The sequence below is a fragment of the Pseudomonas brassicae genome, from assembly GCF_010671725.1.
Lineage (GTDB): Bacteria > Pseudomonadota > Gammaproteobacteria > Pseudomonadales > Pseudomonadaceae > Aquipseudomonas > Aquipseudomonas brassicae.
This window is the reverse complement of sequence record NZ_JAAHBU010000601.1, coordinates 1-2076: the sequence shown is the minus strand read 5'-3', so window position 1 is coordinate 2076 and position 2076 is coordinate 1. Positions and strand designations below refer to the sequence as shown.

General features: G+C 67.0%; 1 pseudogene. It reads left to right on the top strand.

Annotation, left to right across the window (positions count from 1 at the left end):
• A pseudogene (locus G3436_RS26510) lies at nucleotides 1-2076 on the top strand (heme utilization protein); the annotation flags it as partial.

Genomic DNA, 2076 nt, shown 5'->3' with positions numbered 1-2076 from the left:
CAGCCTGCGCGGTGCGTTGGGCAACCGCAATGGCGTCATCGAAAGTGACACGCAGCTCGACGTGCTGGCCACCAGCCTCGACAACCAGGGCGGGCAGATACGTGCGCTGGGCAGCAGCGGGCGCACCCGGCTGCAGGTTGCCGGGCTGCTCGACAACCAGGGCGGTCGCCTGGAAAGCGCCAACGTCGGCCTGGTGTTGCAAGCGGGCAGCGTTGCCAACCGTGGCGGCAAGGTGCTGCACGGTGGCACCGGCGAGTTCGAGATCGGCATGGCTACCCTCGGTGAAGCCGGTGGCGATTTCGTCACCCTGGGTGGCCTGACCCTCAATGCGGCCAGCTGGACCAACAGCAGCGTGATCCAGGCCGGGCGCCTGAGCGTGAATGTGGGTGAGCTGGTACAGACCGGTGGCGGGCAACTGCTGGCGTCCGACAGCCTGATCGGCCGCGGCGGCAACTGGAGCAACGATGGCCTGATCGCCAGCAATGGTGCCCTCGACATCGCCCTGACCGGCGCCTACGGCGGCAGCGGCCAGGCCACCAGCCTTGGCAACCTGAACCTGAGTGCTGCCAGCGTGCAACTGCTGGCGCCGGCGAGCATTGTCGGTGCCGCTGCAACGCGGGTCACCAGCACCGGCCAGTTCACCAATGCGGGCCGTATCACCGCGGGCGCCGACCTTTACCTGGGCGCCGATTCACTCACCAACAGCGGCACGCTGGGCAGCGCCGGCCAACTCGACATCGTCAGCCAGGTGTTGCTCAACCAGGGCCAGAGCGCGGCTGAGCAGAGCCTGATTTCCAGCGGCGGCGACATGCGCCTGCTGGTCGGTGATTTCACCAACCGCTTTGCGACCGTCTACAGCCTGGGCAGCCTGCTGGTGGCGCGCGATACCGCGCTCAACCGGGCCGCTCGCATCGAGAACGTCTCGGCCACCCTGCAGAGCGCTGGCGCGATGGGCCTGTACGGGCAGAGCGTGATCAACCGCAAGGACGCCTTCTCGGTCAGCGAACAGGTGCTTTCCGGCACCATCACTTACCAGTGCATCGACTGCAAGGGGCGTCACTACGACTTCTGGTACTACGTCACCGAAGAGATCGCGCGTACCGTCCAGGCCGACTCCGCAGCGGCCTCGATCAATGCCGGCGGGTCGCTGGCGGTGCGCTCCGACCTGTTTGAAAACAAGCACAGCCTGGTCAGCGCAGCCACCTCGATCGACATCGCCACCGGCGACTTCCTCAACGAAGGTGCCTCGACCGAAAGCGTGGTGCGTACCCGCAAGTTCCGCAACCCCAATGACAGCGAGCGCTCCAGCGTGTGGATGGGGCTGGTGAGTGACGGCGGGGCACTTGCCCAATACGCCAAGTACAACTCGAAAACCCAGTTCAAGTACTTCGAGGAATACTACGACGACGGTGGCGGCTATACCTCGCCGATCGCCAGGGGCAACCAGAATACCGGCAAGGCCAACCCCTACTACCGGCCCAACTCGGGCGTTGCGGTGCCGCAGCGTATCCTCGGCTACACCCTGGCCGAGACCACCGAAACCACGATCAACAGCGGCGTCGCCGCCAACGCGGTGGTGCAGGCGGGCGGGGCCGTCAGCATCAGCGCTTCGCGCAACCTGGGCAACGGCGTTACGCGTAACAACACCGGCTATGCCACCGACGCACTGACCGGGGCGAACACCCAGACCACCGGGCGCGTCAATCCCAATGTGGTGAGCATTAATGCGCAGTTGCCGCCTGATCTGGCCCAGCGCCAGGTCAACCCGCTCGACCTGCCGGGCTTTGTGCTGCCGACTGGCAGCAATGGGCTGTTCCGCCTCAGTGCCGAGGCGGGTACCCGTGCCACCGGCAGCGGTGCAGCGGGAGCGCCGGGCAACTGGACGCTGGGTGGTTCGAGCATCGACCTGGCCACCCGCGAGCAGGCCGGGCCGAGCCTGGTCGCGCCGCTCGACCTCAGCACCGGCAGCCGGCCACTGCTCGATACCCCGCGTCAGGAGCTGGGGCTCGACACGCGTGTCGGCGGCGTGGCGCTGGGTGAGATTGGCACGCTGCCCGACACACGCAGCGTGCCGGG